At 64.8% G+C, this 25,796-nt stretch carries 26 protein-coding genes and 1 pseudogene; 6 read left to right on the top strand and 21 right to left on the bottom strand.

The window, feature by feature from the left end:
• Positions 1-66 precede the first annotated feature (66 nt).
• Positions 67-1,050 (bottom strand): aldo/keto reductase, encoded by a 984-nt coding sequence (locus ACFJGT_RS11175; RefSeq protein ID WP_377848585.1) that lies wholly within the window; start codon positions 1,048-1,050, stop codon positions 67-69.
• A gap of 72 nt (positions 1,051-1,122) precedes the next feature.
• On the opposite strand from ACFJGT_RS11175, the gene ACFJGT_RS11170 reads away from it, so the two are divergent.
• Positions 1,123-1,518, top strand: coding sequence for a MerR family transcriptional regulator (locus tag ACFJGT_RS11170; protein ID WP_377848584.1), 396 nt, complete (start codon positions 1,123-1,125; stop codon positions 1,516-1,518).
• Here the strand turns inward: ACFJGT_RS11170 and ACFJGT_RS11165 are convergent.
• The 11 genes and pseudogenes from ACFJGT_RS11165 to ACFJGT_RS11115 form a co-directional block, all read right to left on the bottom strand.
• Positions 1,509-2,522, bottom strand: coding sequence for an NAD-dependent epimerase/dehydratase family protein (locus tag ACFJGT_RS11165; RefSeq protein ID WP_377848583.1), 1,014 nt, complete (start codon positions 2,520-2,522; stop codon positions 1,509-1,511). The genes ACFJGT_RS11170 and ACFJGT_RS11165 overlap by 10 nt on opposite strands.
• A 34-nt stretch (positions 2,523-2,556) precedes the next feature.
• Positions 2,557-3,111 carry a TetR/AcrR family transcriptional regulator gene (locus ACFJGT_RS11160; RefSeq protein ID WP_377848582.1) on the bottom strand — a complete coding sequence of 185 codons (555 nt, stop codon included), beginning with the start codon at positions 3,109-3,111 and terminating at the stop codon, positions 2,557-2,559.
• A 305-nt stretch (positions 3,112-3,416) separates the two neighbouring features.
• A complete protein-coding gene (locus ACFJGT_RS11155; protein ID WP_377848581.1) occupies positions 3,417-5,084 on the bottom strand; it encodes a putative bifunctional diguanylate cyclase/phosphodiesterase in 1,668 nt (555 codons plus the stop codon).
• A gap of 234 nt (positions 5,085-5,318) precedes the next feature.
• Positions 5,319-6,278, bottom strand: coding sequence for a GlxA family transcriptional regulator (locus ACFJGT_RS11150; protein WP_377848580.1), 960 nt, complete (start codon positions 6,276-6,278; stop codon positions 5,319-5,321).
• A 63-nt stretch (positions 6,279-6,341) separates the two neighbouring features.
• A pseudogene (locus ACFJGT_RS11145) lies at positions 6,342-8,889 on the bottom strand (excinuclease ABC subunit A).
• 284 nt (positions 8,890-9,173) lie between these two features.
• Positions 9,174-9,860, bottom strand: a complete 687-nt coding sequence (locus tag ACFJGT_RS11140; RefSeq protein WP_377848579.1) for a type 1 glutamine amidotransferase domain-containing protein — start codon at positions 9,858-9,860, stop codon at positions 9,174-9,176.
• A gap of 24 nt (positions 9,861-9,884) precedes the next feature.
• Positions 9,885-10,880 carry a zinc-dependent alcohol dehydrogenase family protein gene (locus tag ACFJGT_RS11135; protein WP_377848578.1) on the bottom strand — a complete coding sequence of 332 codons (996 nt, stop codon included), beginning with the start codon at positions 10,878-10,880 and terminating at the stop codon, positions 9,885-9,887.
• Positions 10,881-10,978: 98 nt separating this feature from the next.
• Positions 10,979-11,548, bottom strand: a complete 570-nt coding sequence (locus tag ACFJGT_RS11130; RefSeq protein ID WP_377848577.1) for a type 1 glutamine amidotransferase domain-containing protein — start codon at positions 11,546-11,548, stop codon at positions 10,979-10,981.
• Positions 11,549-11,694: 146 nt separating this feature from the next.
• Positions 11,695-12,894: an alcohol dehydrogenase catalytic domain-containing protein gene (locus ACFJGT_RS11125; protein WP_377848576.1), complete on the bottom strand. Its 1,200-nt coding sequence runs from the start codon at positions 12,892-12,894 to the stop codon at positions 11,695-11,697.
• An 80-nt stretch (positions 12,895-12,974) separates the two neighbouring features.
• Positions 12,975-13,274 (bottom strand): putative quinol monooxygenase, encoded by a 300-nt coding sequence (locus tag ACFJGT_RS11120; protein ID WP_377848575.1) that lies wholly within the window; start codon positions 13,272-13,274, stop codon positions 12,975-12,977.
• Positions 13,275-13,778: 504 nt separating this feature from the next.
• Positions 13,779-14,204: an MEDS domain-containing protein gene (locus tag ACFJGT_RS11115; RefSeq protein ID WP_377848574.1), complete on the bottom strand. Its 426-nt coding sequence runs from the start codon at positions 14,202-14,204 to the stop codon at positions 13,779-13,781.
• Between the two features lie 472 nt (positions 14,205-14,676).
• Here ACFJGT_RS11115 and ACFJGT_RS11110 point away from each other — a divergent pair, with 472 nt between their 5' ends.
• From ACFJGT_RS11110 to ACFJGT_RS11100, 3 genes are all read left to right on the top strand, one after another.
• Positions 14,677-16,380: an ATP-binding protein gene (locus tag ACFJGT_RS11110; RefSeq protein ID WP_377848573.1), complete on the top strand. Its 1,704-nt coding sequence runs from the start codon at positions 14,677-14,679 to the stop codon at positions 16,378-16,380.
• Positions 16,381-16,387: 7 nt separating this feature from the next.
• On the top strand, positions 16,388-17,014 hold the full coding sequence (locus ACFJGT_RS11105) for a response regulator transcription factor (RefSeq protein WP_377848572.1): 627 nt from the start codon (positions 16,388-16,390) through the stop codon (positions 17,012-17,014).
• Between the two features lie 100 nt (positions 17,015-17,114).
• Entirely contained in the window at positions 17,115-17,609 is a 495-nt protein-coding gene (locus tag ACFJGT_RS11100; RefSeq protein WP_377848571.1) for a hypothetical protein, read from the top strand.
• A gap of 66 nt (positions 17,610-17,675) precedes the next feature.
• Here ACFJGT_RS11100 and ACFJGT_RS11095 read toward each other — a convergent pair whose 3' ends face one another.
• The 9 genes from ACFJGT_RS11095 to ACFJGT_RS11055 form a co-directional block, all read right to left on the bottom strand.
• Complete coding sequence (locus tag ACFJGT_RS11095) at positions 17,676-18,107, bottom strand: PRC-barrel domain-containing protein (RefSeq protein WP_377848570.1); 432 nt, start codon at positions 18,105-18,107, stop codon at positions 17,676-17,678.
• 137 nt (positions 18,108-18,244) lie between these two features.
• Positions 18,245-18,787, bottom strand: a complete 543-nt coding sequence (locus ACFJGT_RS11090) for a DsbA family protein (RefSeq protein ID WP_377848569.1) — start codon at positions 18,785-18,787, stop codon at positions 18,245-18,247.
• Complete coding sequence (locus ACFJGT_RS11085; RefSeq protein WP_377848568.1) at positions 18,762-19,265, bottom strand: redoxin domain-containing protein; 504 nt, start codon at positions 19,263-19,265, stop codon at positions 18,762-18,764. The genes ACFJGT_RS11090 and ACFJGT_RS11085 overlap by 26 nt, the downstream gene beginning before the upstream one ends.
• Positions 19,266-19,287: 22 nt before the next feature.
• Complete coding sequence (locus ACFJGT_RS11080; protein ID WP_377848965.1) at positions 19,288-19,857, bottom strand: HdeD family acid-resistance protein; 570 nt, start codon at positions 19,855-19,857, stop codon at positions 19,288-19,290.
• A gap of 240 nt (positions 19,858-20,097) precedes the next feature.
• Positions 20,098-21,783, bottom strand: a complete 1,686-nt coding sequence (locus tag ACFJGT_RS11075; protein WP_377848567.1) for a cation:proton antiporter — start codon at positions 21,781-21,783, stop codon at positions 20,098-20,100.
• Between the two features lie 327 nt (positions 21,784-22,110).
• Positions 22,111-22,764, bottom strand: a complete 654-nt coding sequence (locus ACFJGT_RS11070; protein ID WP_377848566.1) for a BON domain-containing protein — start codon at positions 22,762-22,764, stop codon at positions 22,111-22,113.
• Positions 22,765-22,980: 216 nt separating this feature from the next.
• Positions 22,981-23,484 (bottom strand): Hsp20/alpha crystallin family protein, encoded by a 504-nt coding sequence (locus tag ACFJGT_RS11065; protein ID WP_377848565.1) that lies wholly within the window; start codon positions 23,482-23,484, stop codon positions 22,981-22,983.
• Between the two features lie 13 nt (positions 23,485-23,497).
• Positions 23,498-23,881 (bottom strand): Hsp20/alpha crystallin family protein, encoded by a 384-nt coding sequence (locus tag ACFJGT_RS11060; protein ID WP_377848564.1) that lies wholly within the window; start codon positions 23,879-23,881, stop codon positions 23,498-23,500.
• Positions 23,882-23,894: 13 nt separating this feature from the next.
• Positions 23,895-24,407, bottom strand: coding sequence for an Hsp20/alpha crystallin family protein (locus ACFJGT_RS11055; protein WP_377848563.1), 513 nt, complete (start codon positions 24,405-24,407; stop codon positions 23,895-23,897).
• Between the two features lie 117 nt (positions 24,408-24,524).
• Between ACFJGT_RS11055 and ACFJGT_RS11050 the strand changes: the two genes are divergently transcribed.
• Positions 24,525-25,442, top strand: coding sequence for a DnaJ C-terminal domain-containing protein (locus ACFJGT_RS11050; protein ID WP_377848562.1), 918 nt, complete (start codon positions 24,525-24,527; stop codon positions 25,440-25,442).
• Positions 25,443-25,796: a chaperone modulator CbpM gene (locus ACFJGT_RS11045; RefSeq protein WP_377848561.1), complete on the top strand. Its 354-nt coding sequence runs from the start codon at positions 25,443-25,445 to the stop codon at positions 25,794-25,796.

Below are 25,796 nucleotides of genomic sequence, written 5' to 3'. Positions count from 1 at the left end.
GCGGCACGTGCGACCACGCCAGCCGTCAGATGAGTAGCGGGCTGCAAGCTGCCAGCGGTGCTGCGTTCAGATGGCGGCGCCTTGGACGGCTGCCGCAATGGGCTCCAGAGCGTCCAACTCGCGCTTGGATAGCGTCAGCGCAGTGGCTGAGAGATTCTCCTCGAGCCGCTCGATCTTGCGGGTGCCCGGGATGGGGACGACGGTCACGCCGTGCACGCGTGCGCGATCATGGAGCCAAGCCAACGCCAACTGCGGGGCAGTGACCCCGCGGGACTCGGCGAGGGACTGGATTTTGGCTATCAGGGCCTGATTGGCAGTGGCGTTATCCCGAGCGAAGCGGGGGAAGTTCGTGCGCGCATCGCCTTGCGGCAGGGCCTCGGGGTGTAGCTTTCCAGTGAGCAGGCCACGGCCAAGCGGAGCATAGGGAACGATCGCAATCCCGAGTTCGGCGGCGATGGGCACCACGGCTTCTTCGATCTGCCGGGTGAACAGCGACCATTCGGATTGCAGCGCGGTGATCGGGTGGATGGCGTGAGCGGCCTGCAATTCCTTGGCGCTGACCTCCGACAGGCCGAGATGCCGCACCTTGCCGGCTGTGACGAGGTCAGCCATGGCCCCGATCGAGTCTTCCAGCGGAACTTCGCCGCTGCGGCGGTGCATGTAGTAGAGGTCGATGGTCTCGATACCGAGACGCTTGAGCGAACGCTCTGCCGCCGCGCGGATATAGTCTGGGTGATTGTCCAGACTCCAATCGTTCGGATTGGATACGTCGCGTCTATAGCCGAACTTGGTCGCAATCAGGACGCGGTCGCGATGAGCGCGGAAGAAGGGACCGAGGAATGACTCGTTGGCGCCGAGACCATACATGTCGGCGGTGTCGAACATCGTCACGCGGAGTTCCAGCGCCCGATCGAGCGTTGCTCGGGCTTCGCCCTCGTGGGTTTCGCCGTAGAACTCGCTCATACCCATGCAGCCCAGCCCCTGGGCTCCGATGGTCGGGCCGTCGCGGCCCAGTTTCACCTGCGGCAGAATGCTTGCTTCGCTTGTCATAGGAGCTCTCCACATCTCGACAAGCAGCTCCTATAAGTTTGGACCATGGTCCATGGTCAAGGCTCAATACGCATGCTCATTTCAGAATTTGCCAGGGCGACCGGACTGCCGGTCGATACGATCCGCTTCTATGTCGCCAAGGGCCTTCTGAGGCCCGAGCGTAGCGCCAAAGGCGGCTCAAATCCCTACCAGGTGTTCCAACACGATGATGTCACGGCCGCTCGGATGATCAGGCTCCAGCAGACCCTTGGCTATTCGCTTGGCGAGATCCTGGCCCTCAACGAGGAGTATCGCTCCGGGGAGCATTCTCCGGAGCGCACGATCGAGGTCTTGCAGAAACAGATCGAGAGGCTGGAGAAGCGCAGGGCCGCTCTGGATGCCGCACTGTCCTTCCTGCGCGGGAAGGTGGACTGGATCAGGCGCGGAAAGCCTGACGCCGTGCCGCGCCTCGAAGACTATCAGTGCTGAGCCGAGCGAAGTTCTTCCAGTCCCTGCTCCCGCGAGATGACGGGGACATAGGCCAGTTCGCGCTGCGCCTTTCCGATATTCAGCGACACCTCAACGGCTGATGTCGCGTAGGATTGTCTTGTCAGGGGAGAAGAGATCCTGCCCCCGGTGACGGCACCAACCAGATCCCCAATTGTCGCGATGGCTCGGACGACCGGGCGTGGGATCGATTTGGCTGGCGGAACGAGCCCCTGCGTCTCCAGCAAGGCTGACACGAAAGCCCTGAAGCTGACCGGTGGCCCATCGGAAATGAAGTAGACCTCACCGCCTCGTCCATTCGCAAGGGCCAGTTCGACTGCCGCGCAAAGGTTGGCGATATGCGTGGTCGAGGTCAGGTACGTGCCGCCGCCGATCCAAGCGAGCTTCCCCGAGCGAGCAGCCTCGGTCAGTGCAGGAAGCGCGGTCGTGTCGTCGCGTCCCCATACGAAGCGCGGGCGCAAGACGATGACGGCAAGTTCCGGCGCGTTGCTGGCGAGCGCAATCTGCTCGGCCGCCGCCTTGCTGCGCGAATAGGCACCGGGGAACCGACGAGGGAGAGGATGTCGCTCGGTCGCTGCAATGAGGGGTCGGCCATCGAGCAGAACCGACTCCGTGCTGATGTGTATCGCGCGCTTGATGCCCGCCGCTCGTGCAGCGGCAAAGACATGAGCCGTCCCATCGACGTTGACGCGTTGCTGTTCCGCCGTGCCGCGAATGTGACTGATATCGGCGGCGGCATGGATGAGCGCTCGGCAACCGGCCATCGCATCGGCAAGGCCCGGGTCGAACAGATCGGCATGACAGGGTCTTGCGCCCGCTGCCCGGACAATGTCCGCCGCCCGAGCGCTGCGGGCGAGCGCCGTCACCTCGACGCCCTGCGCCACCAAATGCCGAATGAGGTTCCGTCCGACATATCCGCTGCCGCCGGTCAGGAAGAGATGGGAAGCAAGGCGAGCGAAGTCGCCCCGCGAAGCAGGCTGGTCCATGATACACCTCGTTGTGATAAATAGATTTGGAGCGTCAGCCCGGTCGCTGATCCACAAGCCAGCCGATCTCTTGGAGGATGCGGCTCCGCTCCTCATCCGGCCATTGATGATAATCTAGGGTTTCCAGAAGCTTCAGGCCCTCCAGCGCGAGATAGGCCAAGAGAGCGCCCCTGGGCTGCGACGATGTCTGTGCGATGTCGGCGATGACCGCTGACTGGTTCGCTTGTATCGCCTTCCGCAATTGCGCGTCCTCAGCCAACGCCACGCAGATGTTGTGCGCGACCGGCCGGAAGGCTTCGGGGAAGGGTTGGGCCGCGGCTGCTATGCGGCCGCGAATGACCGGGCTGCCGCTGTCCTTGAATGGCTCGGCGGCCGCGCGGTTGAAAGCGTTATCGGCTTCGACCGCGCGATTGACCATGGCCTGAATCAGTCCCTGCTTCGAGCCGTAGTCGTACACGACGGCGCCTTTGCTGATGCCCGCTTCGGCAGCTACGGCATCCAGCGTCAGGCGCGCCGCGCCATCGCGAGCAACCACGGCCTGCGCTGCGTCAAGCACCTGCTGTTGATCGATGACCCGCTTTCTTCCCATGCTTCAGCTCATTTATTTCTGACTGGTCAGATATAAATGAGCTGAAGCTCGTCCGTCAATCGTCGCGATCGTCGCTGGCGTCTATTCCCACTCCGCAGCGAGGCGACGCCTTCCGGGCGTTTAGGCCGCGCCGCCGGATAATGCGCGCCCTGCCGCCGATGCGCTGAGCGCCAATTGCCGACGTTGGTCTATTGCCCAAGAGTAGACGTCGGCACTTAACGCCTGCTGCCAGCGCGGTGAGCTTGTGCTGCTAGGTGAGACTATGGAAAATGATCATAGCGCTCTGACCTCTGCTGTATGAGGGCTCAGCTGTTTCCCTCGTTTGGCAGGGTCTTATCACGAGCAAATGCGACGAAATCCTCCTCGCTCAGAGGGGCGCTGAACAGGTATCCCTGGCCCAGCCTGCAGTCCATCGCGCGCAGAATATCCAGCTCGCCATCCTCCTCGATGCCCTCGGCGACGATATCGATGCCCAACTCAGCGCCGAGTTGGATCACTGCCCCGACGATAATCCGCTTGGCAGGGTGTTGCTGAAGATCCGAGACGAAGCTCTTGTCGATCTTCACCTCGGTCACCGGAAACCGCTCAAGATAGCGCAGGCTAGAGTATTCGGTCCCGAAATCGTCGATCGACAGACCGACACCGATCTCGCGGACGCGGTGGAAGATGGCGAGCATCTCGGGCGAGTCGGCCGCGATCAGCCGCTCGGTGAGTTCAAGGGTCAGCCAGGACGGGTCGGCGCCTGTCTGGTTAAGAATGTCGGTGATGAAGGCGACCATGTCGCGGTGTGTGAACTCGATCGCCGACACGTTGATGGCGAAGCGCAACGGCCGGCGGCGGCTGCGGTTCACGCGCACGGCGAAATCCGCGACCCGACGGAAGCCGCGCGCGCCGATGTCGAGAATGAGCCCCGTATCCTCCGCCAGACGCACGAAGCTGCCGGGAGATTGCAGCCCGAAAAGGCCGTGTTGCCAGCGCAGGAGCGCTTCGGCGCCGAGGATCTCGCCGGTCTGGAGATCGATCTTGGGCTGGTAGTGATAGAGGAATTCGTCCGCCGCGAGCCCCTGCTGCAGCTCGGCGGTCAGCCTGATACGATTGAACGCATCGCGTTCAGCCTCGAGGGCGAACGCGCATGGCTTGCGCAGTTGCGAGGCTTTCGATTGGGCCAACGCCGCCCCTGCCTGCCGCACCAGCATGATCGGATCATCGTTCGGGCTGCCGATCGTGTAGCCCGTCGCGAACCGGACGGTCAGTGCCGCGCCCGGCAAGTTGTAATGCATCCCCAGGCTATGTGCGATACGCGTAAGGATTTCTGTAACCTGCGCATCGTCCGACAGGATGATCGCGACCGCGAATTGATCGTTGCCGACGCGCGCCACGACACCGCCGTCCAGCGTTCCGAGACGCCGCGCTGTCTCCCGCAGCATCGCATCGCCCAGATCATAGCCATAGCCGCTGTTGATATCGTGAAAATGGGCGATGTCGATCTTGGCCATCAGAATCCGGCGTTCGGCGCAGAGCGGCCTGAGCACGGCGATCAAGCCGTCGCGGTTCAGACATCCGGTAAGCGCATCGCGGTTGGTCACGGTCGCTATTCGCGCCTTCGCCTCCACTAGATCGGTGATGTCGTGAAGAAAACCCGCATAATGGGTCGGCGCACCATTGGGGCCCAAGGGCGCCAGCCTCAGGCTGTTCCAGAACAACGTCCCGTCCTTGCGATAATTGCGCAGGCGGACCTCGCAGCCGGTCCCGGTCGCGATCGCCTGGCGAATCTCGTCAATTTCCGGCTGTAGGCGATCCGCGCCCTGGAGGTAGCGACAATTTTTGCCGAGCACTTCATCGCGCCGATAACCGGTCAGCCGCTCGAAGGCGTCATTGGCATAGACGATCGCCTGGCCGGGCCGGCCTAGGTCTGCGATCAGCACCGCGTCGCTGGCCTGGTCGGCGAGCTTGACGAACAGCTCGGGCGCCATGTTGGTCATCCCGGAAGCGCCGAAAATCGCAGACCGGTATTTGCGGAAAAGCCGGCGGAGCACAGGACGCGTCTCTTGAATGAGGTCGCACGACTTCCCTCGCGTATTCGCGAAGGGAAGATGCGCAGTGCGGTATCCCCCGCCGCGTGGTCGGCGACAATCCGGGCCGGGCGACGGTCCCGGCCAAAACGCGGTCGGATCAGGACAATTTGCCGTGGGCGGCCGGTCGAAGCTTTAAAACCGTGCGCGATACTGGCGCATCGTGATACCCAGACGTCGCAGGAAAGCCCGCCGCGCCGATGTCGCTGTGCCGAGGCCCGACGCACGCGCGACCGTCGCCAGCGGCAGGCTGGTCTCCTCGAGCAGTCGCCGCGCCGTGTCTATGCGGAGCCGCTCGACGAATTCGGCAGGCGTCATACCCGTGTCCTGACGGAAGATCCGCGTAAAGTTGCGCGGGCTCATCGCGGCGCGTGCCGCGAGCCTGGTCGTGCTCAGATCGGCGTCGGGATGTTGGGCCGCCCAGCGCTGAACCGTCTCGATCGGCGTGCGCTGGCTAAATTGCGCGGCGAGGTGTGCGCTGAACTGCGACTGGCCCCCGGGACGCTTCAGGTAGATGACCATGTGACGCGCGACCGCCAGCGCCAGGTCGCGTCCATGGTCCTCCTCGATCAGGGCGAGGGCCAGATCGATCGCAGCGGTCACTCCGGCGGAGGTGAACAGGGCGCCGTCGCGGACGAAGATCGCGTCGGCTTCAATGCGCGAGTGGGGGAACCGCGCCGTGAGTTCCTGCAAATAGTTCCAGTGCGTCGTGACACGCCGCCCATCGATCAATCCGGCGTCTCCGATCAGGAAAGTGCCGGTGCAGACCGCGCCGTGGCGGCGCGCGGAACGGGCCTGCTCGCGAATCCAAGCCAGCACCACCTCACTGGGCCTCAACGGCACACCATATGACCCCGTAACGACGAAGGTGTCCGAGACGGCCAGCGCATCGTGGATCGTGCGATCCGGCACGATTCGAAGTCCCGAGGCGCAGCGAATGGGTTGGTCCGTTTCAGCGACCACACAGACTTCGTAGAGCGCATTTCCCTGGCGCCGGTTCGCTTCTAAAAACGTATCCATCACGGCCGAGATCTCCAGCGAATGGACATCGGCGGGAGCGAACATGGTCACGCTGCGGGCGCTAGATATGGCCATGCCGTCTCTTCTGCCGCCCTAGTACGCCGCTGAGATGCCGTTGCCGCACATAGATTTTGTCGATTAGGAGTCCGCGACTATTCGGCCTCCGCCGAGCGCGCGGTCAAGGTAGGGTGCGGTGCGGCTCGTCGTGCAGGCGGCGACCGTCGCCGGCAGGCCGCTCGCGACGATCCGGCCACCCTCGTCGCCTGCGCCGGGGCCGATGTCGATCACCCAGTCGCTCGCCGCTGCCACCTTCATATCGTGATCAACGAGGACGACGCTGTTGCCGGCGCCGACCAAGGCGCGAAGCTGGCCAAGCAGCCGCTCGACATCGGTTGGGTGGAGGCCGGTGGTCGGCTCGTCGAGCACGTAGAGAGCGCCGCCGCGCTGGGAGCGCTGCAACTCGGTGGCGAGCTTCACCCTTTGCGCCTCGCCGCCCGAGAACTCGGTCGCTGGCTGTCCGAGGCGAAGATAGTTGAGCCCAACCTCGCGAAGCACGTCGAGCGAGCGCCGGATAGTCGGCACATCGTCGAAGAACGCCCAGGCGTCTTCGACAGTGAGCGCGAGCACCTCGGCGATGGTCTTGCCGCGATAGCGGATCTCGAAGCGTCTTGGGGCTGTAGCGCGTGCCGTGACAGGCCGGACAGGGGGCGTAGACGCTCGGCAGGAAGAGCAGCTCGACCATCACGAACCCTTCCCCCTCGCAACGCGGGCAGCGGCCCTTGGCCACGTTGAACGAGAAGCGGCCCGCGTCATAGCGCCGTTTCCTGCCTTCGGGGGTGGCCGCGAACAAGGCACGGACGTGGTCGAACAGGCCGGTATAGGTAGCGAGGTTGGAACGCGGGGTGCGGCCGATCGGCTTCTGGTCGACCTCGATTAGCCGCCTGACACCTTCGAGCCCGCCGAGGATGCGCCCCTCGGTTGCGACGGCTGGGCGGTCCTTGAGCTCGGCTTCGCCATCAGTCTCCTCTTCGTCCGCGACCGGAGCGCCGAGGCCAGCGGCGACCAGCTCGACCAGTGCCTGGCTGACAAGGCTCGATTTTCCCGAGCCGGAAATCCCGGTGACGGTGGTCATTACGCCGAGCGGGATGGCGCAGTCGACCTGCTTCAGATTGTTGCGCGAGATCCCCTCCAGCCGCAGCCAGCCGACGGGCTCGCGGCCTTGGCTCGACATCCCGCGGCCCTCGTCGAACAGATGGCGTCTCGTCTCCGACGCCGCGACCTCGCGCAGCCCCTCGATCGGGCCGCTGTAGAGGATCTCGCCGCCATGCTCGCCGGCGGCGGGGCCGACATCGACGATCCAGTCGGCGCGGCGGACGACGTCCATCTCATGCTCGACGACGAAAAGCGAGTTGCCGACCGTCTTCAGGCCATCGAGCGCCCGCAGCAGTGCTTCGGTATCGGCAGGATGGAGCCCCGCGGAAGGCTCGTCCATGACATAGACGACGCCGAACAGGTTGGAGACGACCTGGGTGGCAAGCCGCAGCCGCTGCAACTCGCCAGGCGACAGGGTTGGCGTGCCGCGTTCCAGCGTCAGATAGCCGAGGCCGAGGTCGAGGAGTACCGACAGCCGGCGGCATAGATCGCCAGCGATATGCGTGACCACAAGGGCCTTTTCCGGATGGGTCTTGCGCAGCGCTGTTAGCTTGGCGGCTTTCGCTTCGGCATAGGGCGCAAAGATCGTCGAGAACCGGGCCATTGGCAGACGACTCATCTCGGCGAGGTCGAGGCCCTCGAAGCGGACCGACAAGGCTTCCCGGCGCAGCCTCTTGCCGTCGCAGAGCGGGCACAGCCGGGCGATCATGAACCGCGCGGCGCGCTTCTTCATCATCGCGCTCTGGGTGGTCGCATAGCTGTGGGTGACATGGCGCTTGGCGCTCGAGAAGGTACCCATATAGGCGGGCTCGATCTTCTGCTGGATCGCGCGCTGGATCCGGTCATGGTCCCAGCCGGGATAGACCGGGATCTGGGGCTGCTCCTCTGTGAACAGGATCCAGTTGCGCACCGTCTTCGGCAGGTCCCGCCACGGCGTGTCGACGTCGATGCCGTGGCTGATTAGGATGTCGCGCAGATTCTGGCCGCCCCAGGCCGTCGGCCAGGCGGCGACGGCGCGCTCGCGGATCGTCTTGGAAGGATCCGGCACCATCGAGGCCTCGGTGACCTCGTGGATGCGGCCGAGGCCGTGGCAGCGCGGACAGGCGCCCTCGGGCGTGTTGGGAGAGAAGGATTCGGCGTCGAGATGGGCCTGGCCCGGCGGATAGTCGCCGGCGCGCGAGTAGAGCATGCGCAACAGGTTCGAGAGCGTGGTTACGCTGCCGACCGACGAGCGGGTGGTTGGCGATCCGCGCTGCTGCTGCAATGCCACCGCCGGAGGCAGGCCCTCGATCGCGTCAACCTCGGGCACCTCCATCTGGTGAAACAGGCGACGCGCATAGGGCGAGACCGATTCCAGATAGCGGCGCTGCGCCTCGGCGTAGAGGGTCGAGAATGCAAGCGACGACTTGCCAGAGCCCGACACGCCGGTGAAGACGACCAGAGCGTCGCGAGGGATGTCGACATCGACGTTCTTGAGATTGTGCTCACGCGCTCCGCGAACGCGGACGAAGCCCGAGGTCTTGACGTCTCCCATGCGGTTCTCCTCGACGCCGGACACGAGCGAACGGCCGCTCGTCGCCGTCGCGCCTGTGCCGGCTCTGACAAGAACGCGTCAAAGCCCTATGGCATTGACCGGCGGCGCGGCTCGCAGCCAAGGCAGACACCGCATCCATCCGGACGAGTGCAGGGCCCGTCAGTTGCAGCGAGCAAAAGCCGGAATTGTCGCCGGCGTGCTCTATGGATTCCTTCGGCATCACGCGCAATGACGGACTTCCGCCGATACGAACATCACGCAATGCGCCTGACGCGTTCGCATCCTCAGGCGCCAGCCGCGAGCTGTTTGATCAACGCCTCGGCTGCGGGTGCAGAGGACGCCGGATTCTGCCCGGTGATCAGGAGCCCGTCAGGAACCACATAGGGCTGCCAGTCAGCGCCCCGCGAGAACAGGCCGCCGTTCCGCTTGAGCTCGTCCTCGACTAGGAACGGAACGATCGCGGTCAACCCCACGGCCTCCTCCTCCGTGTTGGTGAAGCCGGTGACGCTGCGGCCCTGGACCAGCGGCCCGCCGTCTGCGGCCAGCACATGACGGAGCACGCCGGGCGCGTGGCACACCAGAGCGACGGGCTTGCCTGCCGCGATGGTCTCTTCGATAAGCGCGATCGACTTCCTGTCCTCCGCCAGATCCCAGAGGGGGCCATGGCCGCCGGGATAGAAGACGGCGTCGAAAGGCTCGTGCGAGACCGTATCGAGCCGCTTTGTCGCCACTAGCGCGGCCTTGGCCGCAGCGTCGGCCTCGAAGCGCCTCGTGGCGTCGGTCTGGGCGTCCGGTTCGGCGCTCTTGGGATCGAGCGGCGGCTGGCCGCCCTTGGGCGAAGCCAGAGTGATCTCTGCGCCCGCGTCCTTGAAGGCATAGTAGGGTGCGGCCAGTTCCTCGAGCCAGAAGCCGGTCTTGCGCTCGGTGTCGCCAAGGCGATCGTGCGAGGTGAGCACCATCAGGATCTTCACGTCGATTTCCTCTTCGCCTCTTGCTCAGTGGGGGACGGTGACGACGATCTTCCCAAGCTGCTCGTTCGATTCCATGTAGACATGCGCCTTGACGATCTCGTCGAGCGTGAACGTCTTCGCAACGACCGGCTTCAAGCGGCCGCCGGCAAGCCCGGCCTCGATGAAGGCGGATGCGCGCGCCAGCCGCTCCTTGTCCCGGACGAACTCGAACACTGTGTAGCCACGCAGCGTGAGCGCCTTCTGCATGGCCGCGATGGCCGGGAACGGAGTCGACGTGGAGGCGAGAGCGCCGTAAATGAAGAGGATGCCATTGCTGCTCATCGCTTGGGCGAGCTGCTCGACCTGAGGTCCGCCAACCGGGTCGAACACGAGGCGCGCGCCCCTGCCGCCCGTCGCGTGGTTGACCGCGGCCACCAGGTCCTGCTCGGACGTGACGACGACATGCGCAGCGCCCGCGACCGCCAGAGCCGCCGCCTTGGCGCGGGTCCGGGTCGTCGCGATCGAGATCGCGCCGACGCTGTTCGCGATCTGGATCGCGGCGAGCCCGACGCTCGAGGAAGCCGCCGGAATGACGACCGCGTCGCCTTCGCTGAGTTGACCGATGTCGATGAGCGCGCCCCACGCCGTGAGGTAGGCCATCCACACCGCAGCCGCCTCGATTGCCGAAGCGCCTGGCGGGCGTCGCATCACGCCGTAGGCCGGCACGATGGCTTTGGCGGCATAGACTCCGTAATCATTCATGGAGAAGGCGGGAAAGACGCTGACGGGATCGCCCGACGCGAAGCCTTTGACGCCATCTCCCAGGGCCTCGATCGTTGCGGACGCTTCGTAACCGAGGCGCGCGGGCAAACGCGGCGCTTCGAGGTAGGCGCCCGAGCGGAACATCGCTTCGGCGCGATTGAGGCCGATCGCCTCGACGCGAACGCGAATCTCGCCTGGTCGCGGATCGCCGACGGGGAGATCATCGAACTGCATCACGTCCGGTCCGCCGGTGCGATGGAACCTGACCACGCGTGTCATGGCGACGCGTCCTCCCGTTGCAACGAAGCAAAAATAAGCTGCCCCCGTTTCCTGCAAGGGACCGCCCGCCGCTTGGCCCGAGACCGGTGACCGCCGTGTCAGGCCGCCCGTGCCGCGCGTCCTCGCGCTTGCGCGAACAGTTTGATAGTTTCCCGGTTAAAGGCGGCCATGTCGTCGGGGCTGCGGCCGGTGACCAGGCCCTGGTCGACGACGACCTCTTCGTCGACCCAGATCGCGCCGGCGTTCTTAAGATCGGTCTTGAGCGATGCCCAGGATGTCATGCGGCGGCCGTTCGCCGCGCCGGTCTCGATGATCGTCCAAGGCCCATGGCAGATCGAGGCGACGGGCTTCTTGGCGTCGAAGAACGCTTTGGCGAACGCAACCGCCTTGGCGTCTGCGCGCAGCGTGTCAGGGTTGATGACGCCGCCGGGCAGGAGGAGCGCGTCGTAGTCCCGGGGATCGGCGGAGGCGAGCGGGACGTCGACTGGATAGCTGCCGCTCCAGTCGGTGAAGTCCCACGCGAGGACCTTGTTAGGCTTGGGCGAGATCAGGCTGGTCTTCGCGCCGGCTTCGTCGAGCGCCTTGCGGGGCTCGGTCATCTCGACCTCCTCAAAACCGTCGGTGACGAGGATCGCGACCTTCAATCCTTCGAGCGTATTGCTTGGCATCGGACGTCTCCTTCTAGGCTGTGTTCGGACAGGCGCGGCCGCTAAGGTGGCGCGGACGCACGCGCCAAGGGGGCTTCGGGCGTGCGTCCGCGGTTCGGCTGGACGAAGCGCCTGCGGCACAGGCGCCGGTCTCATCCGCCGAAGGCTCAGGTGGCCAGTTTCGTCATGTTGTGCGGGTCGATGACGAACTTCTTGGGCGAACCCTGATCGAAGATCCGGTAGGCGTCGGGTGCCTTCTCGAGCGGGATGACCTCGACATTGGCGAGCTTGCCGAGATAGGGCATCCGGTCCCAGAGGATCGCCATCATCAGATCGCGGTTGTAGTGCATGATCGGAGCTTGGCCGGCCGAGATGTGGGGCGACTTGACCCAGGCCTTGCCGAAGTCGATGCGATACCGCCCGGCCTTGGCGTCCTCGTCGATCGCCTCCGGATCGCCCGCCGTGTAGATGCCCGGCGCGCCGATGGCGCCGTTGGCGCGGACGACCTCGATCAGCGAGTTCAACACGGCGGCCGGATCCTCGCCAGCGCCGGGTCCGTTGCCATGTGCCTCGAAGCCAACCGCATCGACGCCGCAATCGACTTGCCGCTGGCCGAGAATGGCCTCGATCTGGTCGGCGAGCGGCGTTGCGGACGACACATCGACGGTCTCGTACCCGGCGTTCCTGACCAGCGCGAGACGCTCCTTGTTGGTGTCGCCGACGATGATGCAGGAGGCGCCAAGCAGATGGGCGGAGGCGGCGGCGCAGCGGCCGACCGGACCTGCTCCAGCGATGTAAACCGTCGAGCCGGGTCTGACGCCGGCCTGGACGCAACCGTGAAAGCCCGTCGGCAGAATGTCGGAGAGCAGGGTCAGGTCCCTGATCTTGGCCATGGCCTGGTCCTTGTCGGGGAAGCGAAGCAGGTTCCAATCGGCGAAGGGAACCATCAGATAGTCGGACTGTCCGCCCTGCCAGCCGCCGAGATTGAAGCCATAGGCGCCGCAGTCGGCCTCGTCGTTCACGTTCATGCAGGTGTCGGTATGGCCTTCCTTGCAGTTGCGGCAGCGCCCGCACGAGACGTTGAACGGGACCGAGCAGAGGTCGCCCTTTTCGATGAAGTGAACGTCGGGCCCGGTCTCGATGACCTCGCCTGTCATCTCGTGGCCCAGCACCATGCCCGAGGGAGCGGGAAAACGGCCGCGGTAAATGTGCTGGTCACTGCCGCAGATATTCGTCGTGACGATCTTCAAGATCGCCCCGTGGGGCGTCTTCTTGCCCCTCGGATCGACGAGCTTGGGATAGTCGTAGGTTTCGACGTTGACCTTCTTCGGTCCCAAATAGGTGACGGCGCGGTTACCTGAAGCCATGATGTTTGCTCCGGTGTCGGTTTCTGGATCGGCCTGTCGGGCTCATGATCCTTGGATCAGATCGCCTCTGGCGACGCGTTTCAGGGCAGCTTCGCCGCGAGCACGTCGAGCTTGTCGATGCGGGGGGACGAGGCGAAAAGAGCGGGCGCCTTTTCCATCAGTGCCGCCGCGACGAGGCCGGAGAGATGCGCGTCGCGTCCCGCCTCATCGGGAAACACGTCGAAAATCCCGAACGTCGAAGGGCCCATGCGGACGCCAAACCAGGCGACGGTTCCAGGTTCTTTCTCAACGAGCGGCTGGCCACTTCGCAGAAACGCTTCGACCTCCGCTTCCTGTCCGGGCCTGGCTTCCATGGTGACGAGAAGGGCAAACTTGACCATGCGCTCAGTCCTTCCGGCGAGTTTCGGCGAAGTGGATGGGAGCCGCGTCCCGGACTGCGTCGGAGTGTCCGGCGCAGTCTTCGGATCAAGGCCAGGAGGTCGCTTAACGCGCATAAGGCCGCACGCGGGCCTATGCCGCGCTGACGATCGTCAGCTTTGCGAATTTCTTTTGGCGCCAGCTGATTCGGAAGGCGGCGAAGCGTGGCTCGAAGCTCGGCGATCGGAGGCGGAACGCCGTCACCTTTAGGCGAGGCATGGCAGTCATCGCTTGGCCGGACAGGCAGCCACGAGTTCGGTCGCTCGTGCGGGCGAAGTGCGCCAGTGAGCAGTGCCGCGGTCGCCGCAACGACCTCGCATGGCGGCGGCGTCATGGATCATGCTAGAGGGACGAGTGCCCTGTCTGAGGGGCGATGGGTTCGCCCTTCTTGACGGTCTCCATATCGCCGGGTGCTGGCCCGGGGGCTGCGGCTGCGCCATCGAGGCGCTGCCAGCGCCGTTATCAAACTATCCTCGGTAGGAGCGACTTGGCCCTGTGCGCGACTGGACCTCCCGGATGAAGTCCTGCGGGCTCGTGAAGAAACTGTTCTCGACCAGCACCCCACCGATCACGACCATCGGGTGCGTTCGCAGAAAATCGACGGCCAGCGACGTGGTCAGCAGGTTGATGTCGTAGGCGCAGATCACGGAATCGTCGAAATTCGGCAGCACCTCGTTGAGGCGCATCTCGTATTCAACCCATGTGTTGCCGCTCTCCCAATCGTCTACCGCCGTTTCGGCGTGCGCGATCATTCGCGTCAATTGAAAGCCGAGCTCGGTACCGGCCTTCAAGGCGTCCTGGATGAGGATGAGCATGGCGTCCAGGTTGAAGAGCCCTGTCTTGAGATAGGTGCTCTCCAACGGCGCGACTTCGAGCTGTCGGGTTAAGGCCAAAAATGTGATCGAGGATGGCGACTGCGACCATTAAGCAATTTGCATAATGGCAGTCTCAGCCACCCACATAGGACATTCCGACGACTGAACAGCCTTGGGCACGCCGAGCGCGTCTCGGCCAGCGTGTTTGAGGTAGCGCCCCGATAGCTCGCCATGAGAGGGGCGCGAGTGACGACAGCCCCCTTGCAAGCCGCCGGCCAGTGCCTCTGCGATCAATTCCTTAGGCAATCGACGCGGGAGGTGTATGGTCCACCGAGGATGTGTTTTCCAGGGGACCGGCATTTAAGCCGTCTGCATGTCGTCGACAAACCCAGACAACGGCGCCCCGGTCCCTGCGTAACCATTTTGTTCGCAATTGCGGATTGGCGCGTGGCCACCCGCCAAATCCGGATGTGAATCTCTGCCGCGCGACTTCGGGGTTCTGGACAGACGCTGAAGATCGGATGTGCGTCCTGTATTGGGATCAGGCGGAATGCTTCGGGTCGATGAGCTTTCCGAGCCGCTAGAGCTCAGGCACTGCATTCGCGATCTCGTCGCGCTCTCGACGCTGCCTGCGATCTGGGAGGACTACAGCGCGCGGCAAATCGCCGACAGCGTCGCCGCCGCGTTGATGTCGATGCTCGATGCGGACGTTGTCCATGTTTCCGTGCCAGCGCTGGGCGACGAAGCTGCGGTCAATGTCATGCGAACGCGCCTGGAGATCTCGATAGGAGCGTCGGATACCGTCGAACGCAGTCTGCGCGACGCTTGGCTTGGCTCGCGCAAGCAGACTTTGACGATCGACAACCCGTTCGGCGAAGGAACGCTTCACATCGCGGCGGTGCCGATGGGCTTTGGCGGCGACGCCAGAATTTTCGCGGGTTCCCTCCATTCGAGATTTCCGACCGAGACGCATCGCCTGCTTCTCCGCATTGCGGCAAGCCATGCGACACTTGCGATCCAACGCTGGCAGGCGGAGGGTCAGCAGCGGCGCATGGAGAGCTTGATCGAGCGATCGTCCGAATTCGTTGGCTTCGCCGGTCTGGAGGGCACGGTTCAATATCTGAACACGGCCGGTTGCGAGCTCCTCGGGCTCTCCGGCATTGAAGAGGCACAGCAGCTTTCCATCTTTGATTTCCTATCTCCGGATGACCGGATTCGCACACAACACGAGTTGATGCCGCTGGTGGCGGCAACCGGTCGCTGGCTCGGCGAGCTCAATTTCCGGCACTTCAAGACGGGAGAGGACATCCCCTTCCTCGTCGACTGGTTCCACATCAACGACTCTCGCTCAGGCCGTGCCATGAGCATGGCGACCGTCAGCCGCGATCTGAGAGGTCAGAAACTGTTCGAGGAGAACCTCCAACGCCTCAATGAATCGCTAGAGCTGCGTGTGTCGGAACGGACATCGGAGTTGGCGGAAGCGCTCGAACGGCTGACGCTGGAGGCCAAGGAGCGCCAGCGCGCGGATGTCCGCGCGCTGGAGCTGCAGATGGAGTTGCTTCATGCCTCCCGGTTGAGCGCAGCCGGACAGATGGCCGGCGCCTTGGCGCATGAGTTGAACCAGCCGCTGACCGCGTTCACGAATTCCGTCAATGCCGGGCGCCCGATGATGGCAAGCAGCGCGCACAGGGTCGAGATCGTCCGCGAGGTGCTCGACGAAGCCGCCGGCCAGGCGCTTCGCGCGGGCGAGATCATCCAGCGTCTGCGAGAGTTCGTCACGCGCGGCGAGACGGACATGCAGATCGAAAAGCTGCCCGACCTGATCCGCGAAGCCAGCGATTTCGCTTCGGCGGGAACTGGAGCGTATGGCGCTCAGGTCCGACTCTGTTTCGATCCGCGCGCCGAGTCGGTGCTGGGCAACCGGATCCAACTGCAGCAGGTCATGCTCAACCTGATACGCAACGCGCATGATGCAATGGCCGACAGCGAGCGGCGCGAGTTGGACGTCGCCACGTCGCGGCTCGATGAAGGGTCGATCGAGATCGCGGTCGCGGATCGAGGTTCCGGGCTTCCGGAAGACATCGTCGAACATCTGTTCGAGCCGTTCCACACCACGAAGAGCAATGGCATGGGCCTTGGCCTTTCAATCTGCCGCACGATCGTCGAGGCCCATGGTGGCAAGCTGCGATACGAGCCCAACTGCGGCGGCGGCGCGATCTTTCGCGTGATGCTGCCTTTCCCAACGGAGCAATGAGCGCAAGATGGCCGACGCCAGGTTCGTGTATGTTGTCGATGACGATCCGGCCATCCGCCGGTCGCTTGAGCGGCTGCTGGACGCCGCCGGCTTCCGGGCGACGAGCTTCGCCACGCCCGCGGCCTTTCTCGGCGTTGCCGACAACCTAGCCATGGGCTGCGTGATGCTGGATCTGCGCATGCCGAAGATGGACGGCTTCGAGGTCCTCGCTCGGCTTCTGCAGCTGAACCCCGACCTGCCGGTCATCGTGATGACGGCACAAGGCGACGTTCAGACCGCTGTCCGAACGATGAAGGCGGGAGCGGTCGACTTCATCGAGAAGCCCTATGGCGACGACGCATTGATCGCGGCGATCGAGTCCGCGCTGAACACGGGCGCGACAAAGGGGCGGGCCGGCGACATCGCGGCGGCGACCCTGCTGATCGGTTCGCTCAGTCCGCGCGAGCGGGAGGTGCTCGAGGCGCTGGTGGCGGGGCAGCCGAACAAGATCATCGCCTTCGATCTCGGCATCAGCGTGCGCACGGTCGAGGTTCACCGCTCGCGCATGATGGACCGCCTGGGGGTGCGCCAGCTCGGCCAGGCGGTCCGGCTCTCCGTGCTCGCGAGCCTTGCGAGCCTTGCGAAGGCCGGGTGAGCGTGTCTGCAGGCCCGTAAAGACGTGTTTTCGAGGTTGATCCGGGCAAGCCGCCGCCTACCTTCGTCGCTGTAGTGAATGGCAAAAGGACATGCGGCCGATGAGCTTTCTTCCCCGCGTGAGCGAACTGACACGGGAATTCGTTTCGCGGCAGTTCGACGATCTGGGTCCCGAGGCCTGTATGGGAGAGATCACGGACTGCCTGAGACGCGAAAACCCCGAATTCCTGGAGATGGCGCGCAAATGTGCTGCCGATTCCGGGGATGCATCGAGGACCATGGTCGGCTTCGGCATGTTCTACCAGCTGCTGATCAGGGCGTCGGCCGATGCCGCCGGCCGGCCGGTCCTGCACGCCCTGCCGAGCGTGACCGCGGGAACGCGCGACGCTCTCGTGCGAGAGATCGACGAGACAGGGCCGGACGTCTTCACGGCCAAGGCTATCGGAAAGCTCGAACGCGGCAACCCCGAGCTGATGCAGATGGCGCATGGTTTTGCCTCGCGTCAGCGCGACTATGGGCGGGTGATGCAGGGATTTGCCCTGCTCTACAGATCGCTCGACGCCCAGGCGGCGGCAGACAGGAAACATCTGCACTGACGGGTCGATCGGTCCGGCGCCGATGCGCCGGAGCCGAGCGTTCAAGGCGAGCGACGGCGTCACGCCCTACTGCTGCTGGTACTTGAATTCCGGCATTTTCTGTAATCGTTCCTTGCTTCCCTGCGCGAGGACGATCTTCGAGCCGTCTGCGTTGATCTCCAGAGCATTGTAGGGGATCGCGACGAGATGCGTGCCGAGGCCGAGAAATCCGCCGACCTGGAGGGTGGCGAACAGGACCTTGTCCCGGTCGACGATCAGGTCGCTGATCGAGCCGATGCGCTCTCCAGCTGCATTCTCGACATTGGAGCCGGAGAGCTTCGAGGCGCGGTAACCCTTGGCCACCTCCTTCACGTCGACGTCCAGCACCACCACGTTCTGAGGGAAGGCCGGTCCCGTGCCGAATGGGATCAAGACGACCGCCGTCAGCATCGTGATCGAAGCGACGGCGAGCGCGCGGTCGAGAATGCGGCGGCGTAAGGCGGCGCAGTTGGGCTGCATGACAAGACCTCCGGTTCAGAAACAATGCCTGCGCTCGGGCTTGCTGTTCCGCTGCGCGGCGTCCAGCGTCCCGACACGATGAAATGAGACTGTCGCGACCGCCGTGACGGCTGTCAGTTTTTCGCGCCAGGATGGACTCAGCGTACCGGCGCGAGGGCGCCCATCTCGCTCTGGATCGACGCGGCGAGTTCAGGCGCCGAGAACCCGCCCTGATGCCGCACGCCGTTGACGAAGAAAGTCGGCGTTCCGTTGACGCCGCTGCGAATGCCGCCGATGAAATCCTCCCGGATCTTGTCCGCGTGAAGCGAGCGGGCGATCGAGTCCCGAAGCCCCATCTGCGACAACTGCAACGTGCCGGCCAGGGCGAACAGCAGCTGCGTGCTCAGCCGGTTGTTGTTGGAGTAGATCGCATCATGCATCTCCCAGAACCGGCCGTGATCGCCGGCAAATTCCGCGGCCTCCGCCGCCGGCGCCGCGAGCGGATGGACCTCGACCAGCGGGAAATGCCGGAAAACGACCGACAGGGCCGGCCCGAAATGGCTCTCCAGGAAGCGGACGACCGGATGGGCGGCCGCGCAGTAGGGACACTGGTAGTCGCCGTATTCCACGAGCGTCACGGTGGGGTTTTGCCCACCGCGGCGGTGGTCACGCGGACTAACGGGAACTTTGAGCGTCGACATTGTTTTGCTCCAGGTCTGGCATCTGGTCGAGGGCGTCGAGAATGCCATCCGCGCCGGGATTGACCGCGACCGGAGACGGGTGGCTCCATGCGATCATCCCGTGCTGATCGATGATGAAGAGCGCACGCGCGCTCTCGCCGACATCGTCGCGATAGGCTCCGTAGGCGCGCGAAACCTCTCCCTTCGGATGGAAATCCGCCAGCAGGGGAAAATGCAAATTCCGGTCGCGGGCGAAGGCCTGGTGGCACCACGGACCGTCGACGGATATCCCCACGAGGTCCGCGCCCTTCTTGCGAAACTCGGAGAGGACGTGATTGTAGAGCGTCATTTGGTCGCCGCAGACCGGGCTCCAGTCCGCCGGGTAGAAGGCGAGGATTAGGCGCCGCCCGGCGAACTCCGACAGGGACAGGGTCTGGTCGGGCGTCACGCGCAGCGTGAAGGCTGGCGCTTTCGTCCCCGAAGCGAGAATTGCGGACATGTCCTGATCCTTTCCCGATCGCTCAGGCCGCGCCGGAGGCGGCAAGATTGCCCGGCAGTCCGGTGCGGTGGGACCGCAGCCTGTAGGCCAACACCAGAAGCGTGCCGCCCAGCACGAGCGCATGCGCGCCGGTCCAGAAGGTCAGCACCAACGCGCCGATGAACGGCGAGACGACGAGGAGAATCCCGAACGCGACGCTGGCGATGCCGCCGATCGCCAGCCAGACACGGCCATGGTCGATCTTGAGCCGGAACGCCGAGATCAGCATCAGCGTGCCCGACACAAACGCCCATGCCGCGACGAGAATGACGAATGCGAGGACCGTCAGGCCGGGCCACAGGGCCGCGACCACGCCGGCGGCGATGCCGAAAATGCCGCTCAGGAAGAGCCAGATCCAGCGCTCGCCCTTGCGCGCTCCCCGCACGGACATGACGATCCCGAAGGTGCCGTCGACGATGCTGAATGCGGCGAAGACGAACACCAGCGACAGCATCGTGGCGACCGGCATCGCGAAGGCGGCGACGCCGAACAGGATCGCCGCCGCGCCGCGCAGCGCGACCGCCCACCAGTTGTCGGCGAGCACATCGTTCATCGCCTGGGTTTTGGGGCCGTCGGTCGATGGCAGGTCCGTCATCGTGCTCTCCGTTCAAGTCCGTGCCTGAAAACTAGTTCGGCCCGCCCTGGGCGCCTTGATGACCGTCAGTTTTCCGCGAGCCGATCGACTTTCTGGATCCGAGACGGCAGCGGTAACCGCTGTCCCGCGCGCGCCTCCGGCACCTTTGCACCCGCCCTCGCGAGGCGGGCGTCGCGGCCGGCGCCCCAGCCGCTCCGCCTATCCCTGGACGAGCTCCGCCCGGACCTTGTTCACGATGCGGGCCGCGTCTTCCTGCGTCTTCCCGCACAGCAGCAGCGCCCGATCCGCCAGCGCGAGGCCGGCGGCGAGGTTTTCCGGAAAGACCGCCGTTGCCTCGAGGCTCGCGAAATGGGCGATGTCAAGATCGTCGGCCGTCGACACCAGGGACGCCGGCCTGGGGTTGATCGCCCTGATCCGATGCAGAATGCATTCCACAGTGTTCAGGTGATCGAAGGTGATGGCGACCAGGAGCGCCCGGTCCAGCCCGGCCGCCTCGAGAATGCTATGATGTCTGGCGTCGCCGAAGACGACCGCGTGACCTTGCCGTCGCGCCGTCCGAAACCGGGCTAGGTCCGTCTCGATCGCGATGTACGCGATCCCTGCCGCTTCCAGGACGGTCGCCACGAGGCGGCCGACCCGACCACAGCCACACAGGATGACGTGATCGTCCATGCTGCCGCTTTGCATCCGGATGGATGCTTCCGTGGCCGCGATGCGACGCTCGCGACGGTCGAAGAGCCATTCGGCCCAATGGTTGCGCTGGATCAGCAGGGGGGCGAAACCCATCGTCAGGGCAAGCGCGATCAGCGCCGGCTGGCCCTGCGCCGGCGACAGCAGCCCGGACTGGAGGGCGAGCGATATCAGGAGCAGCCCGAACTCGCCGCCATGCGAAACGATGACGGCGGTCCGCGCGGACGCCTCGCGCGGCGCCCCGGCGATCAGGCCGGTCACGAAGGCGACGATCGGCTTTGCCAGAACGAGCACGAGCAGCCAGATGGCGATCATCCCGGGGAAGCTCGCAGCCGCCGCCGTGTCGATGCCCATGCCCACCGTGATGAAGAACAGGCCCACCAGCACGTCACGGAAGGGCCGAATGTCTTCCTCGACCCGGTGGCGGAACTCGCTCTCGCCGATGACCATGCCCGCGATGAAGGCTCCGATCGGCGCAGGCAGCCCCGCGAGATGAACGACGTACGCGGCGCCGAGCGCGGTCATCAGCGCCCACAGCAGGAACAGGTCCGCGGAGCGCGACTTGAGCACCCAAGAGAAGCCGAGACGGATCAGCGGCCTCGCGATGACGGCGGCGGCGACGAGAGCTCCGGTCGCAACCGCGATCTGCTTGAGGATCTCGATCGGGGCCAGCGATCCGTTCTGGGCCCAGGCGCCGACCAGAATGATCAGAGGCAGCGTCGCCAGATCCTGGAACAGCAGTATCCCAAGCGCGAGCCGTCCGTGCCGGCTGCTGATTTCGCCCTGCTCGGCGAGTTGCTTCAGCGTGACGGCGGTCGACGACATGGCGATCGCGCCGCCCATGATGACCGCCGGCTGCATGGCCACGCCCGTCAGGACAAGTCCCGTCGTCACCAGCGTGATCGTGAGGCCGACATGCACGCTGCCCGCGACGAGTACGTCGCGCCCCGCGCGCGCAATCGTCGGCAAGGAGAATTCGAGCCCGACCATGAACATGAGAAAGATCAGGCCGAGTTCAGCGAGAAATTTCGTGTGCTCGGCATTGTCGATCAGGTTGAGCGCGTGCGGACCGAGCACCGCGCCCACGACGAGGTAGCCCATCACGGCGGGCATTCGCAGCATGGTCAGAAGGCCGACCGCGAGGCCAGACGCGGCGAGCAGGATCAGTGTGCGGGCGAAGAGATCGTGCATCATGCCCTCGGCAATCCGCGATGGGCCGGTCTCATGGTTGCGGGATCGGCTCCCGACCCTTCGTCGGTCGGGTCATGGGCCTCTGCGGCGACACGCGTCCTGGAGCTTTCCGGCGGCGCCGGTGTCGAAGGAGCGCCTATATGCAAGGGAGCCCATGAGGGCGGGTCGCTCGCTGGAAACGAGTCCAAACCGGCTTGCTCAACCGGGTCCGGCTCAACCGCCTCGGGTCGATCAAGCTTGCGCGCCCATTTTTGGTTCAAGTCGGAAGCTCCCATGCGAAGGGTGACCAGCCGGACCGGGTAAAAGTCCGGCTGATCCGTTCTTGCTGCGTCACGGAGAAATGGTTATGCGGTTCTCGACCTTGGTGACGCCCGGCGCCCGCCAGGCTGCGCGCTCGGCCTCCTGGCGTTCCGCCCAGGACCGGACCGTCCCCGAGAGGGTCACGACTCCGCCATCGGTGGCGACCGTCACGCGCTTGGCGTCGACCTCCGCCATCCGCGTCAACGCATCCTCGATCTTCGACTTGATCTCCGAAGGCGCGACACGCGGTTTCAGCGTCACCAGGTTCGAGATGCCCTTGACGCTCCTGACCTTTCGCGCCGCCGCTTCGGCGCGGTTGCGCTGATACTCCCACTCGGCGTTGCCTTCGAGGGACACCCAGCCGTTCTTCACCACGACCTTGATGTTCTCATGGGAATAGGGAAGTTCGTTCTTGATCGCTTCGACGACGGCGCGGGCGATCTCGGGATCGGGCTTGTCGTGGATCACCGGGAGACGGACCTCGATGTCGTTGGCGATGCCGAGCACGCCCTTGACCCGCTTGGCAGCCTTCTCGGCTTCATACTTCTGGCTGTAGCTGCGGACGAAGCCGCTGAGCGTGACGACCCCATCCTTCGCCGCGACGCCGATGTCGGAAGCGTCGATGTCAGGATCCCATTTGAGTTCGCTTTCCACGTCGCGCTTGATGTCGCTATCGGCTCTCATGATACAATCCTCCGTGCCTGGTGAATGGGCTGCGCTTGGCAAAGACATCTCCGCCCAGCCACGCAAGGCTAGCCTCTGCGTGCCGCCGTTGGCCTTGACGGCCATCAGTTTTGGTCCGGCGGACGCCGTCCGCGGTCGACGATGGCGAACGCAAAAAGTCCGCAACCGCCAAGCGGTTGCGGACAGTGAGGTGGGTTCGGGGACGAGGGAGGACGGTCAACCCGCCTGAACTGGAATGCGTCTTGTTTCGGCCTGCGCTTCCTCAGACTTCGCGATCACGATCGTCAGCACGCCGTTGTCGAAGCTAGCCTTGGCGGCGCCGGCGTCGATGCCCACCGGCAGAGGAACCGCCCGCTCGATCGTGCCGTAGACCCGCTCCTTGACGAGAACACCGTTCTCGTCGGCTTCGCGCTCGGACTTCTTCTCGCCGCGGATCGTCAACTGACCATTGCCGACCGACAGCTCGATATCCGCGTCGCTCAAGCCGGGCAGCTCGGCGGTGACAGTGATCTCCTTGCCGTTGTCGGCGACATCCACGCGGACGGGCTGGATCTGCGCCAAGCCGCCGACAGGGGCGAACGGGCTCAGCACCATGCGCCAGAACCGATCGAAGGCGCGGTCGACCTCGAGCTGCAGCGTATGCACGGGGTCCGTCGCGTCGGTTCCGGCAGCGACGTGGCGGCCAGCGCCGCGCCACGGGACGAGGTCCGTGATCTTCATCGGGTTTGCTCCTTCAGGCGGCCTTGACGTTGATTTTAGCGGCAGGCGACGGCGCGGCCTTCGGCAGGGTCAGCCGAAGCACGCCGTCCCGGAGCACCGCCTCGATCCTCCCGACGTCGATCGGCTCGGAGACGGTGAAGCTGCGCTCGTAACTGCCGTCCCGATACTCGGCGTGAACCAGGGCATAGCCGTCCGGCGCGCTCGGCTGGGGTCGCGCCGAAATCCGCAGGACGCGATTGTCCAGGGTGACGTCGAGGGTGGCGGGATCCGCGCCCGGCATGTCGAGGACCATCCGGACGCCGGCCGTGGTCTCGACGATGTCGGTCGGGGGCGTAAAGGCAGGCTCGATGCGCGTGGCTTCGGCCGGTTGGGTTCCATTGGGCTGCTGGTCGCTCATGGCGGCATTGTCCTCACACTCGGCTGACGGTGATCTTATGCGGCTTGTCCGCTTCGGGCCTGGGCAGATCGAGCCGCAGCACACCGTTGCGGAATGTTGCCGTGACGCGGTCGCCGTCGACGCGGAAGGGCAGAACGAGATTGCGGGCGAAGGCACCGGTGATGCGTTCCTGCCGGTGGACGACCGCGTCGTCCGCCGGCGGCTCGGTCGAGCGGTTGCCGCGCAGTGTCACCGTGTTCTGATGGACAGCGATATCGAGGTCCTCGGGCACGACCCCGGGAATCTCGGCCGTGACCACGGCGCCGTCGCTTCCGGCCCAAATGTTCATCGGCGGAAAATCGGGAGGCGCGGCGACCCGGAGATTGTCGAAAAGCCGGCTCATGTCCCGCTGGGCAAAGCGCATCTGGCGCACCGGGTCAAAACCGCGCCCCGTATTATTGAGATTGTTCAGCATGCCGTTTGTCCTTCTTCGCTCGTGAAGCGCCGACGTCCCCGGCACAGTGCCTCGGCGGTGCGCGGGCGGCATTGATGACCGTCAGTTTGGGTGCACTGAATTCCGGATATTCTTTGCAGCATCCGGGCGCACGCCGCCCACGGCGGTCATCACGCCGAGCCCACGCCCGCGAAGGACAGGTCCGCGATCATGCCGACGAGCAGCGGCGATCCTTATGAGACGATCGGCGTCAAACGCGACGCCTCCCAAAGCGAGATCCAGGCGGCCTATCGCCGTAGGGCCAAGAAGCTGCACCCCGATCTCAATCCCGGAAACAAGCAGGCCGAGCAGGACTTCAAGGCTCTGTCGGCGGCCTATGAGATTCTGCGCGACGAAGACAAGCGTGGTCGCTTCGATCGCGGCGAAATCGGCGCGAACGGCGCCGAGAGGGCGGAACGTCGCTACTATCGCGACTTTGCCGACGCCGACGCCAACGCGGGCGCATACGGCAACGGCGAAGGCTTCGCGGATCTCGGCGGCGACGACATCTTCGCCGAGTTCTTCTCACGCCAGAGGCGTGGCCCGTTCCGCAGACGCGGCGCTGACGTCCGCTATGCCTTGGAGATTGATTTCCTCGAGGCGGTCAATGGCGGCACGCATCAGGTGACGCTGCCCGAAGGCCAGACGCTGGATATCAGGATCCCGCCCGGCGCGCGCGACGGGCAGACCCTCCGGTTGCGCGGGAAGGGCAGCGCCGGCGAAGGCGGAGAGGAAGCCGGTGACGCGCTGATCGAGCTCCATGTCCGCGCTCATCCCTTCTACCGGCGCGACGGCGACGACATCCGCTTGGACCTGCCGATTTCGCTTCGCGAGGCCGTGCTCGGCGGTAAGGTCAAGGTGCCGACGCCTGCGGGCCCGGTGGTGATGTCCGTGCCTGCGAATTCATCGAGCGGGCGCACGTTGCGGCTGAAGGGCAAGGGGGTTGCTCGGCGGGATGGCACCCGGGGCGACGTCTACGCGACACTGAAGATCGTTCTTCCGGACCAGCAGGATGCCACGCTGAAGGCATTCATAGCAGGCTGGTCGGCAGGCAAGGACTTTAATCCGCGGCAGGCAATGGGGGTATAGATGATCGATCAGCTGGAACCCACGAGGCGTCTTCATGTCGACGATGATAGGCTGCAGACCTTCATCGACCGGGGCTGGATCTCGCCGTCCGTTCGCGAAGGCCAATGCGTGATCTGCGACGTCGATGTCGCGCGTGCGGCACTGATCGTGGATCTGGTCGACGATATGGGGCTGAACGAGGAAGGCGTCGATCTGGTGCTGGATCTGCTCGACCAGCTCTATGGCCTGCGTTCCGCCTTCGGCCATCTGATCGATACGCTGGCGGTGCAGCCTGGGGGCGTTCGGGTTCATCTCTTGAACGACGCGAGGCGGCTTAACACGCTAAGCCCCCGCCGATCGTCAACTTTCCGCTGA

This window comes from Allobosea sp. UC22_33, assembly GCF_042700715.1.
Lineage (GTDB): Bacteria > Pseudomonadota > Alphaproteobacteria > Rhizobiales > Beijerinckiaceae > Allobosea.
This window is presented reverse-complemented; position numbering and strand designations above follow the sequence as displayed.